The organism is Pseudonocardia sulfidoxydans NBRC 16205 (assembly GCF_007989085.1).
Classification (GTDB): domain Bacteria; phylum Actinomycetota; class Actinomycetes; order Mycobacteriales; family Pseudonocardiaceae; genus Pseudonocardia; species Pseudonocardia sulfidoxydans.
The window spans coordinates 1-12418 of the sequence record NZ_BJVJ01000118.1; the positions used below are offsets into that span (position 1 = coordinate 1).

Sequence of the window (12418 nt, forward strand, 5' to 3'; positions counted from 1 at the left end):
CCGCGTCGGCCCGGTCGTACCACTCCGCCGTCGCATTCGCCTGGGCGGCGAACTCCTCACTCGGCGGGAAGGTGCGGTCCTCGTGGGAAAGGTTGCTCAACGTGGCACCGGACTGGACATCTTCTACGAACGCCGAAACGCGGATCACGAAACACTGATCGACTTGATGAACCTGACCACGTCACGATAAACCGAGAACCGGTTAATCTCATTGAAGACCTCGTGACGTGCGTCCGAATACACGATCTCCCTAACATTACTGCCGAACAGGTTCTCGATACCTGCTTCCGTATCGCGCTGAGGCACGAGCTGATCATCTGTGCCATGCACCCACAGTACTGGAGTAGACACATCCTTCGGTCCGGAACTGATGTTCGACAAGCACTCCGAGATGGCCACCAAGGTCTCCTTCTTGAAATCGCCATGATAGACTAAGGGATCAGCTACGTAAGCAGACCCGACGCTGCTATCCCGAGACAGCGTCGAGGGGTCGATACCACCACCCGGAATTTCCCCGGTCTGCACGAACGAATCAACAACGCCCCAATGTCCTAGAACTGGGCTCGACAAAACGGCGCCTTGAACCTTGCCGGGGAACACCTGCATATACCTTGCCGTCATCATTCCGCCAAGCGAGTGCCCTATGATCACTAGCGGAAGGGAGCCGAACTCCGCGCGCGATCGATCAACGAGGGTGTCGATGTCACTAACATTAGAATCAATGTCTGAATATAGTACTCGTTCTCCATCGCTGCACCCGTGGCCTTGATGGTCCATCCCATACACCACGATTTCGTTGGAAACCAGCTCCCGGGCCATATTCGTGTAGCGGCCAATATGTTCGCCGTACCCGTGTACCAAAACCACTATCCGCGTCGGCTCAGTCTCCATCCAGCGGGTGCCAAAAAGGCTGGCACCACTTCCAGCGAAGCTCCACTCCTCTGTCAGCATTTGATGCATCTCCCTTACAGTCCGACGATCCCAGAAGCGATGTGCGGTACCGCGGCCGCGCAGGGTGGCTAAATTGTTGCCCGAGCCGCGCGAATTTCACGCAAGGCGCCACCATATTCCAACGGGGCATCAACAGCCTCTACAGAGACAGGGACACCTTCGACGTAGAAGACATAGGCCCTGCCGCCGGGTCGCACCGACGAGGCCCGTTCCTCCACCGAATCGTACCCATCTCTCAGTCCAGCGATTTGCAAAGTGTGTGGACCCTGCTTTGACCAGAAGGTCGGCAGGTGCCACAATTCTTCGGGGCGCCCTACCAGATTCTTGGCAACGACCACAGCATGCGCTTTCGCCGCACTCACAGACTCGAGGCGGACGAGGGACACGCCATCTCGGGCATGAGGCGTGTACGCGCACACAGGTACCGCAGCACAGTCACCAATCGCATAGATCTCGGGCTGGCTCGTCAGGCATCGAGCATCGACCACGACACCGTGATCACAACGGATACCGGCCGACTCGGCCAAGGAGACCTCGGGGTCGGAACCAACCCCGGCGACCACGACGTCGGCCGCGACCGCGGAGCCATCGTCCAGCGCGACCACCCAGCCCGACCCAAAGTCAGCCGATTGAATCGACCTCACACGGGTCCCGACCCGCACGTCAACGCCGTCGGCACGGTGCAGCGCGGCCACGTGCGTCGCCGTGGCGCTACTGACGGAACGAGCAAGCAACCTTGGTGCCGCCTCCAGGACGACAACCTTTTCCACTCCTCGCGAAAGCGACTGCGCCGCCAGCTCCAGGCCGATGAACCCCCCGCCGATCACCAACATCGACTTTGCGCTCGAGCTGGAACGGCGAATGCGCGCGGCGTCTTCCACGGTCTGCAGCCTCAACGCGTTCGATCCGCCCGGTACCCCTGTCAGCGGACGCGCTGCCGAGCCGGTGGCGAGGACGATCCGTTTTGCGACGACGGAACGTCCCGAGGCGCACTTCGCCATCACCTCCCCGATGCCGGGCTCGAGCTGCGACACCGAGTCGCCCAGGAAAAGGTCGATACCGTTGGCCTGGTAGAATTGAGCTGTTCGGAGCGCCAGCTCGGCGGACGAGACGTCCATCTCAAGGAATGCCTTTGACAACGCCGGTCGGTCGTACGGGGGCATCGATTCGCCACAGACGACCGCAATTGAGCTGCCGAAGCCGATCCGACGGAGTTCGAGGCTCAGGTGATCAGCCGCAATACCGCCACCCACGACAACAATGCCGAATCTCTCGTACGACATCCAGATCACACCTCCAACCGAAAATGTCGACGGACAACACACGGGACTCTGCTGTAAGCACGCGGCAGTCCGCTCGTCAAATTCAACATGGGGTACGGTTGCGCCACGGCGCGGCGCCGCGTACAAACTGTGCGCCTCCCCGCGCTGAAGGCGGGCTCACGACCACACCGACCCGGCGAACGGCCCCTCTACGGCCGGCGTCTCGGTCCTCCTCGTCATGGAGCGTTCGACCGCGTCTCGCCACCGCCAGTACTCAGTCGCCCAATCCCGGCCGAGGCGCGGTTCCCACTCACTCAGCAACCGCCAGTTACGCTGGATCTCTGACTTGTCGGACCAGACCTCGGTCGCGATTCCGGCCGCATAAGCGGCGCCCAGCGCGACCGATTCGGACACGTCCCCGCGTTCGACAGGCCTGTTCAGGACGTCGGCAATGGTCTGCATGAGGAGCATGTTGGACGTCATGCCGCCGTCAACCCGGAGCCGGTCCAGCGGTACGCCCGAGTCCTGAACAATCGCCCGAGCAACATCCAGTGTCTGGAACGCGCATGCCTCGAGCACCGCCCGCGCCAAATGGCCCCCCTTCGCGTAGGCCGTGAGGCCGACGATCATGCCGCGCGCCCCACCATCCCAGTGCGGGGAGAGTAGGCCGGAAAATGCCGGCACGAAATAGCATCCGCCGTTGTCTGCTACCTCCATCGCTAGGTCTTCTATCTCTGGTGCAGAATTTATGAGCCCCAAGCCGTCCTGCAACCATGTCACCATCGATCCCGCCGAGGCGAGCGGGCCCTCCAGCGCGTAGGAGGCAGGACGCCCTGCCTCCTGGAAGGCCACCGTCGTCAGCAACCCGTGGTTTGATGCCACCGGGAGCGTCCCGGTATTCTGGAGCATGAAGCCACCTGTACCGTATGTGCATTTCACGTCGCCGGCGTCGAGACATGCTTGACCGAGAAGTGATGATTGCTGGTCACCAATCGTCGCGTCGATGCGTAGATGACCGCCGAACTCGCTAATCGGTCCTGCGCCGGTCGTGTTCGGTACAATCTGCGGCAGCATCGCACGCGGAACCTCGAAGAGGTCCAGCAACTGGTCGTGCCAGTCCAGCGAAGACAAGTCCATCAGCATGGTCCGGGACGCGTTCGTGACATCGGTGACGTGGCGCCCACCGCGCGCTCCACCGGTCAAGTTCCAGCCTATCCATGAATCGACCGTTCCAAATAGCACAGAGCCGGACTCACACCGTCGCCGCAGTTCGGGATCGTCCCTCAGCAGGCACGACAAGCGTGGAGCGCTCGAGTATTCACTGAGGACGAGTCCCGTTCTGCGCTTCACCATCTCGCGGTCGACGTCGGTCCAACGTTCGCGGACCGCGTCCGCGTAGCGCGTATCCTGCCAGCTGATCATTCGCTGTACTGGGCTACCGGTGTGCCGGTCCCACAGAACGAAGGCCTCACGCTGATTCGCAAGACCAAGGGCAAGGACATCCTTCGGCGACACGCTTGCTCTCCGGAGGGCGCCACCGATGACGGCGACCGTGTTCCGAAGGATCTCCGAGGCATCTTGCTCAACCCATCCCGGCCGCAGATGATACTGCGAGTGTGCTCTTCGGGCGAAGGTGACCAGTCTCCCGCGCCTGTCGAAGACGAAGCACCGCGTGGAAGACGTTCCCTGGTCGACGCCCACGACCACCGACTGACGCATTTCAGTAGTCGTCCATGCTTGTCGCAACGTCAGCAGCCGCGGCCTTCATGGCGCTGAGAAGCGCCTGGTTCGGAGATCCCCCGGTGATCATCGGCTGGTCGGCCGACTCCGCCGACAGCGAGCAGAGAAACTCCGAGTTCCGCCACCAGACCGGGACTGCCAACGCGGTGACCCCCCATCTCCTCTCCTGGTCGCTGATCGCCCATCCGAGCCTTCTCGCCGCGTCGAGCTGATCGACCAGGTCGACTCGGCGAGCCAGTGTGCGACTCGTGAAGCTGGGCAGTTCCCGTGGCACGGCGTGTAGCAGGTCTGTCGAGAAGGCCAGGTGGATCTTCCCCGCTGCCGAGGCGTGTAGCGAGATCTCTCGCCCCACACTCGGCTCACCTCCGACACCCGGCTTGGCGACGCCGTACACCGTCACGACCCGCAGGCCGAGTTGCACCGTTGCCATCATGGAGACGCCGAAACGGGCGGCGAGTGCATCGCACCACTTCAGCGCGGCGGCACGTACTACGGACCCACCCGGGCGTAGGGCACGACGGGAGACCACCTCACCGAGGAGATACTTTCCCGTCGTGCGGTCCTGTCTGGCCAGACCGTCGTCGATGAGAGTGGTAATGATTCCGTGCGTTGTCGACTTTGCCAGACCGACGGAGGCGGCGACCTCGCGGAGCGGCATCCCGTCCGCCGGCGCCAGGGCCAGAACGCGCAGGATGTGGCCGGCACGGGCGACCGCCTGGATGCGTGATCTTCCGGACGGCAGATGGCGCACTGCAGGGTCGGCTGTTCGAAGCACTGTGAACTCCTCCTCAAGGACACCGCCACGTGATCCGACGATCAGAGCGTCCTCCGGAGCCAGGCATACTTCCGCCCGCTACACCGGTGCTACATCCAGCTGATGCTCACCGCCCACCGGTCCAAGCCGACGCGTCAATGGATTGCGCCACGTTGCAAGCTCCCGAAGTTGGTCATCGCCACGGCGCCAATGATCACAATTCCCTTGATCACCAGCTGAACCGACGAGCTCACGCCGATGAGCACCAGCCCGTTGTTGAGGAGCCCGATCAGGAGACTTCCGAGCACCGTGGCAACAACGGTTCCTCGTCCGCCGAAGAGACTCGTGCCGCCCAGGATCACGGCCGCAATCACATCCAGCTCGAGACCCGTCCCAAAGTCTGGCCGCGCCGCGGAGGTCCGGGCCGTCAGGACGGCGGCCGCGAGCCCGACACACGCGCCGACCAGGACGAAGGACCAGATCTTCACTTTTCGCGTGTTCACACCTGAGTACCTCGCCGCCGTGGCGTTGCCGCCCACGGCGTAGACCCGCTGGCCGAACGTCGCGCCGTGCAGCAGTACTCCGAGCACAACGACGGCGACGAGAGTCCACCAGATGGGAACCGGCACATAGAGGAACGCCCCGACTCCGAACACTGACGACAAGCTCGAATTGTTGATTAGAACCGGCTGGGTGTCTGTCACGCTGAGCGAGATGCCGCGGGCAATTCCCATCATTCCCAGGGTCACCAGGAAGGACGGGATCATGAGCCGTGTGGTCAACCATCCGTTCAGGGCGCCGACCACGGCACCCGTGGCGACTGCGACAGCCACACCCACGGCCCATACGTTGACCACGTCCCGCATGACAATTGCAGCCATCATCCCAGCGAGGCCGAGCACGGCCCCGACGGAGAGATCGATCTCCCCGGAAATGATCAGCGCTGTCATTCCGACGGCGACGATCGTGACTATTGCAGTTTGGGTCCCGATGTTGGTGAAATTTCGGATTGAGAGGAACGCCGGCGAGGCTATTGCAAAAAAGACGCCTAAGGCGACGATCGTCCCGACGAGCAGCCAGGGTCTGTCCGGATCGGTGAGCGCCAGCACCCGCCGGGAAAGTGGCAGCTTCGCTTTGTCGGTTTGCACACTCATCATTTGGTTGCTGCCGATCTTTGGACCATGTGATGGAGATCTTCCTCGCCCGATATGTCCGTCTTCCGCGCCTCTCCGCAGATCCGCCCGCGCTCGACGATGTAGAAGCGGTCACACATCCGGTAGAGCTCCGCGAAGTCAGATGAGACGACAAGCGCGCCCGCGCCCCGAGCTACTGCAGCGTCGATTGCGCCATAGATCTCCTCCCGCGCCCCTACGTCGACCCCGACCGTCGGTTCGTCGAGCAATAGGAGTGACGGTTGCGGATTCGACAGCCTCCCGATCACGATCTTCTGTTGGTTGCCGCCTGACAGGCTCGACATCGGGGTGTGGGGGCCCGGTGTACGCACTCGATATCTGTCGACTACATGTTGCGCCTTCCGTGCAGCCGACGATCGCAGGAACCACCCATAGCGTGACAGCGAGTCAAGCCGCGGCAGAGCAGTGTTCCGCGCCACAGAGTGCTGTAGAACGACGGCCTGCTCGTGCCGGTTCTCCGGAACCAACCCAAGACCCGCACGCATCGCGTCTCCGGGACGGCGGAAACGAGCAGGGATGCCGTTCACGATGACCCGACCCGACTCGACCGCGCGCAGACCGTAGACCGTCTCCAGGATCTCGGTTCGGCCGCTGCCCATCTGTCCACAGAGCCCGACGATCTCACCCCGGTGCACTTCCAGGCACACGGCCTCGACAGCGGAAGCAGTGACGTCGTGCAACTGCAGCAGTGGTGGATCACCAGCGTCCGGACTGGACCGCAGGTGCGTCACTACATGCCCGTCAGACGACGACGGTGTGCCGGCGATGACCGCGACAGCCTCCTCCATGGACGAGGACTTGATCTTGTTGCTGTAGGCGACCGACCCGTTGCGGAGGATCGTCATCGTGTCGGCGATCTCGAACACCTCCGCGAGACGGTGGGTCACGTAGATGACAGCGACTCCACGGCGTGAAAGCTCCCGGACCGAGGAGAACAGGTGGTCGGTTTCGTCAGCCGTGAGCGAGGACGTCGGCTCATCCAGGACCAGCAGCTTTACCTTCATCGAGAGGGCCTTCAGGATCTCGATCTGCTGCCGCGCTCCGAACGAGAGCTCTTCGACTCTGGCGCGAGGGTCGACATCCAAGCCGGCATCCCCGAGCAACGCTTTGGCACGAGACACGGATCCGCGCCTGCTGAACGGTGCGATCCGTCCGGACGCAGCCTGTGGCAGGCCGAGGTTCGTCGCGACCGACATCGAAGGCACCAGGCTCAGATCCTGATGCACCACCGCAACCCCGTGAGCACGGGACTCGGCCGGCGTGCGGAATGACCCCGTATAGCCACCCAGACGAATTGATCCCGACGTGGGCTGCGTTACGCCAGCAATTACTTTGACGAGGGTACTCTTTCCCGCGCCGTTGGAACCCAGGAGAGCATGAACCTCCCCGGGAACGAGCGAGAAGTCGATGTCGGCGAGCGCAACGAACTGACCGAACTGCTTACGGATACTCCGACACTCCAGAACCGGCTGAATCTTGCTGCGAGCCCGCTGAGGCTCAGTATCGCTCAACTCGACTTCGATGTGAGGGTGCACGACGCGTTACACCTCTGATGAGTCGCACTTGGGGTTCTGTTTGCAGGCCTCGACAATCTCGCGCGGCGGGTCCTGCTGGTAGACGTACTTGTACGACTTCAGCAGATTTGGTGCCGCCACCGGTAGGGCTTCAATACCATAGAACGGCTCCAGCGTCTGCCCGAGGAGCGCTCGCAGCGTCGCGCTAGCGTGCGCCTCGCCCTGCTGGTAAGGAGCCTGGGCGCCCGTACCGATGATGTAGCCGTCCGCCTTCGCGATCTCCAGTGCGTCCTCGTCGCCGAGGTCCTGCGTCGCGACGGGGACCTTAATTCCCTGCGCACGCATCTCTGCGATCAACGACATCGCCGGAGCATCCCAGATCGCGTACATCCCATTCACGTCAGGATTGGCCGTGAGGAAATTCGCGGCAACATTGCTCGCCTGGGCGGGGTCTGTGAACGAGAATTCCTTCACTTCGATGTCCGGACGGTTGTTCCTCATCCAGTCGAGGAATCCCGTCTTGCGACCATTGGTAGAGAAGAAGTCGGCGTTGTAGAATTCTGCGCCAATCTTCCCGCCTTGTGGGATGTATGCCGCGAGCATGGCGGCGGCAGCCGCGCCGTTTCCTTGGTCGTCCGGGCCGCTAACCGTCGCGTAGTCGACACCAGGCTTCATCCCTGCTGCAGCTTCGTGCATGAAGATGAGCTTAATTCCGGCTTTGGGGACGGCAGCGAAAGCCTGTGCCGTGGCGTTCTTGTCCACGGGGATTCCAATGATCGCGTCGGGCCTGAGTTGAATGAGGTTCTGAAGACCAGCGATCTGCTTATCAGCGCTCCACGCGCTGTCGGAAACCGAGATCAACGAAGCGCCGCACTTATTCAGTGTGTCCTCAATCCCCTGTACGACCAGCTTCGACCAGGTGAGGTCCATTGTTAGGTGCGACAACGCGACCTTGTAGCCGTGCTTCTTCGCCTCGTCACATTCCGCATCGGTGAGGACGAGCTGGCCTGCCGGTGTCGCCGTCTCGCCGAACGGGCCCTTGTTGACAATAGAAGCAGGCTTGAGTGCGTCCGGGTCTATGCTGACGTTAGCGAAATCGCTGCCCGCCGTCGCATTGGGGCTTGCACCACAAGCCGCGGCCAGCACTGCTGTTGCCGCGACAATTCCTGCCGCCAGCCGGTCACGTCTCTTCATTGAGAAGGCACCTTTCTCTCGCACCTCGATGCGCAGTCGGCTTCGTGTTCAGAAGTGCTTCACGTCTTGCTCGTGCCGGTAAGCCGCGTGGTCCCGGTCGCGTCGTTCAGATCTCGCTCTGACGTCGAATGCGCCACCCAAGGCAGCATGTTGGGTCGCAGCGTCCTACCGCTGCTCAATAATGTGGAGGGGGGTACTGTCAGACCTGCTCGCCTCTGACCATCTTCATGAGCGTCGCTGCGTATCCGTATCCGATCCCGTATGCGTTCTTGAGCTTCTTCACCGCGTCCTCTTGTGGCTCGTCCTTATATCGCGACGCAATCTCGGTCCACTCGTCCAGCGACTTCCCAGTCTTCTGGGTGAGCATGTTCAGGTCGGCATGCACAAAGTCGTCAGGCATGGCCCTGTCCTTTCTCCTGGCTCGCCCGGCGAGCCCAAAGGGGGCTAGATCTGCCGTTCCGGTAGTTCGACAACTACACACCCCATCTCATCGGTCAAGTAGATCTGGCACGCCAGTCTGCTGTTGAACGCCCGGCCGACGGCAGTGCACTCAAGCATCAGGTCCTCGACCTCACCCGGAGGCTCGGTGTCAGCATCTCCGAGCGTCTTGACGAAGATGTGGCAGGTCGCGCAGGCCAACTCCCCACCGCATTCGGCTTCGATTCCCGGAATGCCGTGGCGCGTCGCAACCCGCATTATTGACTCACCAATGGACCCCGCGAGGGTCGTCGATGCGCCGTCTTGCCCAATGAACGTAATCTCCGGCATGGTCCAACTCACCCTTTGCATCTGCGATTCGCGAGTCATCATCGACCTAATCAGTAGGCAAAGAGGAGGATGTCCTCGCGTGAGTACCGATCCGCCAGGTCCGGGTGGACTTCTCGAAGGTGATCGAAAGCAGATGCCACCAGCGCATCGCTGTTAGGCTCGACCAGGCTCTCGCCACAAGGACACTTGAGTCGGATCTTCCGGTTGGCCCGGGACGCGCTTCCCGGGGTGCTGCGCGACTCATCTCCGCTCGTCATGACTCAGACCTCCCTTAAGCCTGTCTCATTCACGCTTGCGCGTCGGCGGGGACGGCGGTGCCTCGCCATGAGCCAATTCTATTGTGGGCTCATTCAGCGTGAATTCTTCTGCCGCCCGGCCGCCGTCAGGTGAGGAAGTAGTTCCGGTTCTTCTCGGGGTATTCGTCCCACTCTGCCGGCTGTTGACCGTGGTACGTTATAGCGTCGACTGGGCACTCCTCGACGCACGCGTAACAGTCGATACATTCGTCGGGGTTAATGAACAGCTGGTCGACCCTGTCGAAGTCCGGAGTCCCTGGCTTCGGATGGATGCAGTCCATCGGACACACCGAGGCGCAAGCGCCGTTCTTCGTCCCGATACAAGGCGCGTTGATGACGTAGGCCACCTGTACCTCCGTGTCACTAGCGGGATGAGCTAGCAGTCTGGCTTTAGGAGCAATACTGTCGAGTCCGAATGGCTTGGTCGTATCCTCCGCCCGGGGGGAACTTCACGTGGACCTCGTCGAACCCGCCCGTCTGACCATTGATCCAGATCGGCTCCTGCGACAGGTCGAGCTCGAAGTCGGGAATCCTCCGGAGGAGCTCCTCTACCACGACTGTCGCCTCGACCCTTAGAAGATGAGCTCCGATGCATCTGTGCGTGCCGACGCCAAGGTTGAGGTGGCGGTTCGGCGACCGCGTGGGGAGGAAAGTGTCCGGGTTCTCGAACTCACGCGGGTCCCGGTTGATGAGGGGAACGCAGAAGAAGAGATGCTGCCCCTTCTTCATTTGCACGCCAGCGATCTCGACATCTTCCATGATCAGGCGGCTGGCGCCCCCCTGCGCGTAGTACCGCTGAAACTCGTCGATGGTGGTCTCTAGGATTTCCGGGTGCTTGATCAGACGGCGGCGGAGCTCCCGGTCCCACGCGAGCCGCCAGCAAATGTCGCTGAGGAGGAACGCGGTGTTGTCGATGCCGCCGATCAAGATCACCGCGAAGAAGTCCATCAGCTCTTCGTCGGTCAGAGGCTTATCATCGATGGTCGAGCTGATGAGGTACGACATGACGTCGTCACCCGGATTTGCTCTGTGATCTTCGAGCATCTCCCAGAAGGCATTCTTGAAGTCGCGCATGAGAGGCTCGACGTTCGCGTCGCCGCGTGGACCTCCTTGCGTCATTGCCTTGGTCCAGGTCCGGTAGACGTCACCCTTCTCCGGCTCCAAGCCACACAACATCGCGGCCATTCGTCCAGGGACCGCACCAGCAAGCTCGGTCGCGATATTGGCGTGGCCGCGGTCGATGAACCGATCAATGAGGCGGTTCGCGTCCTTTCGAAAATAGTCCGTCATTCGCGCCGCCGCGGTCGGCGAGAAGGTGTCCTGGACGAGGCGTCGGTACTTGGTGTGCTGCGGCGCGTCGTAGCCCGCAAGCATCAGCTGTCGACCATCGGGCATCTCCCACTCGGGGAATGTGATGCCGAGATTCGAGAACGTTTTGGTGTTCAACCAGATTTCGCGTGCTTCGGGGTATCCGCCGACGATCCAGTAGCCGCCGTATGTCTCACTCCAGAACACCGGTGTGTTGTTCTCGTGGATCTCATCGCGGAGGTCCTCGATGAAGTCGAAGGGAGTGAAGTCCGGTCCGACCGGGTAGTTGTACTGGTCGAAGTTCGTCGTCAAGCTCATGCCTGCTCCTCAATGCTTCCGCCGCAGCCCGGCGGTTCGGGGATCGTCAGTTTCCGTGTGCCACGTTCACAGTGACTTGTTGAGTCGGAGACTCAAGCCGCTCATCGCCACGTCAATGCCCTCTCCGGGCAGGCGAGAATTGCGGCTTCCCCCCTCTTTATCGCATTTGCGTCGTTCTCGTCGAATCCTTCGGGATCGAACTCGGCCCGTCCGTGCGCATCGAACGGGCGCAGGAATCGCGGCGCAAGTCGATAACACTTTCCGTGCCCCTGACACGCGCTTACGTCAACGTCGATTCGTTGCATCTGGGTGCGGCTTCCGTGTGGTGGTCGGCTTCGTTGCGGGCCCCTGAACTGTTTGAAAGCTAGCGCGGCGTTCGCTCCCGTTCCATCAGAAAGGTTCGGCATGGTCGAACAGTTCGCCTTCCACTGTCGGCCGGCTCCGCAGACCATCTATCCAACGCTCGGCGCACGCCGAGGGTCGATACGGAGAGGCGTCGGCAGGACGCGCCGGCCGGGTTCCGCCGATCGCCGGAATTGCCGACATGGTCGCTGCTACGCGAGGCGCTTGATTGGATGAGGAATGCCAGATTTCGTTGCCGCCATCGACCAGGGCACGACGAGCACGCGGTTCATGATCTTCGACCACTCCGGCAACGAGGTGGGCCGCCACCAGCTGGAGCACGAGCAGATCCTCCCCCAGGCGGGCTGGGTGGAGCACAACCCCGTCGAGATCTGGGAGCGCACCTCGGCGGTGCTGCAGAGCACGCTGAACAAGACCGGGCTGTCCGCGGGCGACCTGTGCGCGCTGGGCATCACCAACCAGCGCGAGACGGCCGTCGTGTGGGACCGCAACACCGGCCGTCCCTACTACAACGCGATCGTCTGGCAGGACACCCGCACCGACCGGATCGCGTCGGCGCTGGAGCGTGACGGCAAGGGCGACACCATCCGGCGGAAGGCGGGCCTGCCGCCCGCGACGTACTTCTCCGGCGGCAAGATCCAGTGGATCCTGGAGAACGTCGACGGGGTGCGTGCGGCGGCCGAGCGCGGTGACGCGATCTTCGGCAACACCGACACGTGGCTGATCTGGAACCTCACCGGCGGCCGCGACGGCGGCG

The 12418-nt window shown here is 62.1% G+C and carries 13 protein-coding genes; 1 reads left to right on the forward strand and 12 read right to left on the reverse strand.

Annotation, left to right across the window (positions count from 1 at the left end):
- Nucleotides 1–144: 144 nt before the first annotated feature.
- The 12 genes from PSU4_RS29225 to PSU4_RS33140 all read right to left on the reverse strand — a co-directional run bounded on the left by PSU4_RS29225 (nucleotide 145) and on the right by PSU4_RS33140 (nucleotide 11750).
- Nucleotides 145–951 carry an alpha/beta hydrolase gene (locus PSU4_RS29225; RefSeq protein ID WP_186817249.1) on the reverse strand — a complete coding sequence of 269 codons (807 nt, stop codon included), beginning with the start codon at nucleotides 949–951 and terminating at the stop codon, nucleotides 145–147.
- Nucleotides 952–1019: 68 nt separating this feature from the next.
- On the reverse strand, nucleotides 1020–2234 hold the full coding sequence (locus tag PSU4_RS29230) for an NAD(P)/FAD-dependent oxidoreductase (protein ID WP_147115631.1): 1215 nt from the start codon (nucleotides 2232–2234) through the stop codon (nucleotides 1020–1022).
- A 156-nt stretch (nucleotides 2235–2390) separates the two neighbouring features.
- Entirely contained in the window at nucleotides 2391–3932 is a 1542-nt protein-coding gene (locus tag PSU4_RS29235) for an FGGY family carbohydrate kinase (protein ID WP_147115633.1), read from the reverse strand.
- Nucleotide 3933: 1 nt separating this feature from the next.
- Nucleotides 3934–4728, reverse strand: a complete 795-nt coding sequence (locus tag PSU4_RS29240) for an IclR family transcriptional regulator (RefSeq protein WP_147115635.1) — start codon at nucleotides 4726–4728, stop codon at nucleotides 3934–3936.
- Between the two features lie 134 nt (nucleotides 4729–4862).
- On the reverse strand, nucleotides 4863–5816 hold the full coding sequence (locus tag PSU4_RS29245; protein WP_222596442.1) for an ABC transporter permease: 954 nt from the start codon (nucleotides 5814–5816) through the stop codon (nucleotides 4863–4865).
- Nucleotides 5817–5860: 44 nt separating this feature from the next.
- Nucleotides 5861–7435, reverse strand: a complete 1575-nt coding sequence (locus tag PSU4_RS29250) for a sugar ABC transporter ATP-binding protein (protein WP_147115639.1) — start codon at nucleotides 7433–7435, stop codon at nucleotides 5861–5863.
- 6 nt (nucleotides 7436–7441) lie between these two features.
- Nucleotides 7442–8608, reverse strand: coding sequence for a substrate-binding domain-containing protein (locus PSU4_RS29255; RefSeq protein WP_147115641.1), 1167 nt, complete (start codon nucleotides 8606–8608; stop codon nucleotides 7442–7444).
- Between the two features lie 199 nt (nucleotides 8609–8807).
- Nucleotides 8808–9008: a DUF4287 domain-containing protein gene (locus PSU4_RS29260; RefSeq protein ID WP_147115643.1), complete on the reverse strand. Its 201-nt coding sequence runs from the start codon at nucleotides 9006–9008 to the stop codon at nucleotides 8808–8810.
- Between the two features lie 44 nt (nucleotides 9009–9052).
- Entirely contained in the window at nucleotides 9053–9376 is a 324-nt protein-coding gene (locus PSU4_RS29265) for a 2Fe-2S iron-sulfur cluster-binding protein (protein WP_186817250.1), read from the reverse strand.
- A 382-nt stretch (nucleotides 9377–9758) separates the two neighbouring features.
- Nucleotides 9759–10019: a 4Fe-4S dicluster domain-containing protein gene (locus tag PSU4_RS29270; RefSeq protein WP_147115647.1), complete on the reverse strand. Its 261-nt coding sequence runs from the start codon at nucleotides 10017–10019 to the stop codon at nucleotides 9759–9761.
- A gap of 43 nt (nucleotides 10020–10062) precedes the next feature.
- Entirely contained in the window at nucleotides 10063–11298 is a 1236-nt protein-coding gene (locus PSU4_RS29275) for a cytochrome P450 (RefSeq protein WP_147115649.1), read from the reverse strand.
- Nucleotides 11299–11399: 101 nt separating this feature from the next.
- Nucleotides 11400–11750 carry a ferredoxin gene (locus PSU4_RS33140; protein ID WP_373866107.1) on the reverse strand — a complete coding sequence of 117 codons (351 nt, stop codon included), beginning with the start codon at nucleotides 11748–11750 and terminating at the stop codon, nucleotides 11400–11402.
- A 130-nt stretch (nucleotides 11751–11880) separates the two neighbouring features.
- On the opposite strand from PSU4_RS33140, the gene PSU4_RS29285 reads away from it, so the two are divergent.
- Nucleotides 11881–12418 (forward strand): FGGY family carbohydrate kinase (locus tag PSU4_RS29285; RefSeq protein ID WP_246115423.1); only part of this gene is annotated, 538 nt, incomplete at its 3' end.

What these genes read in the sequence shown, in the direction of transcription:
- PSU4_RS33140 (WP_373866107.1), bottom strand. Translation starts at nt 11,750, where the DNA reads ATGGTCTGCGGAGCCGGCCGACAGTGGAAGGCGAACTGTTCGACCATG.
- PSU4_RS29260 (WP_147115643.1), bottom strand. Translation starts at nt 9,008, where the DNA reads ATGCCTGACGACTTTGTGCATGCCGACCTGAACATGCTCACCCAGAAG.
- PSU4_RS29255 (WP_147115641.1), bottom strand. Translation starts at nt 8,608, where the DNA reads ATGAAGAGACGTGACCGGCTGGCGGCAGGAATTGTCGCGGCAACAGCA.
- PSU4_RS29275 (WP_147115649.1), bottom strand. Translation starts at nt 11,298, where the DNA reads ATGAGCTTGACGACGAACTTCGACCAGTACAACTACCCGGTCGGACCG.
- PSU4_RS29230 (WP_147115631.1), bottom strand. Translation starts at nt 2,234, where the DNA reads ATGTCGTACGAGAGATTCGGCATTGTTGTCGTGGGTGGCGGTATTGCG.
- PSU4_RS29265 (WP_186817250.1), bottom strand. Translation starts at nt 9,376, where the DNA reads ATGCCGGAGATTACGTTCATTGGGCAAGACGGCGCATCGACGACCCTC.
- PSU4_RS29225 (WP_186817249.1), bottom strand. Translation starts at nt 951, where the DNA reads ATGCTGACAGAGGAGTGGAGCTTCGCTGGAAGTGGTGCCAGCCTTTTT.
- PSU4_RS29235 (WP_147115633.1), bottom strand. Translation starts at nt 3,932, where the DNA reads ATGCGTCAGTCGGTGGTCGTGGGCGTCGACCAGGGAACGTCTTCCACG.